The sequence below is a fragment of the Paraburkholderia sp. SIMBA_054 genome (assembly GCF_046534875.1).
Classification (GTDB): Bacteria; Pseudomonadota; Gammaproteobacteria; order Burkholderiales; family Burkholderiaceae; genus Paraburkholderia; species Paraburkholderia hospita.
In genome coordinates this window covers 1-241 of sequence record NZ_JAWRXV010001572.1, presented here as the reverse complement: position 1 = coordinate 241, position 241 = coordinate 1, and the positions used below count along the sequence as shown (strand labels likewise).

General features: G+C 64.7%; 1 protein-coding gene. It reads right to left on the bottom strand.

All coding sequences use genetic code 11. From position 1 onward, the window contains the following. Positions 1 to 168 (bottom strand): MarR family winged helix-turn-helix transcriptional regulator (locus SB822_RS60340; protein ID WP_410859550.1); only part of this gene is annotated, 168 nt, incomplete at its 3' end. Positions 169 to 241: the final 73 nt, after the last annotated feature.

The window sequence follows — 241 nt, the reverse complement described above, 5'->3', positions numbered from 1 at the left end:
ATCCCTTTCATCGACGCGGCGCTCTGCCAGACCTTGCCGGCATAGAATATCGAGAAGACGCACGAGGCTGGACCCATCTATCCCGACGAGGGCAGCCAGTTCCTTTTGTGTCAAACCGCCACCGGTCTGGTGAAGATGGACAAGAGGAACCCAGGTCGCATCAGTCAGCCCGGCTCGGGCAAGCCGGATGTCGAGCGCACGCCGCCAGCGCCGCTCGATGCCGTGCCGCCCGCCACGCCCG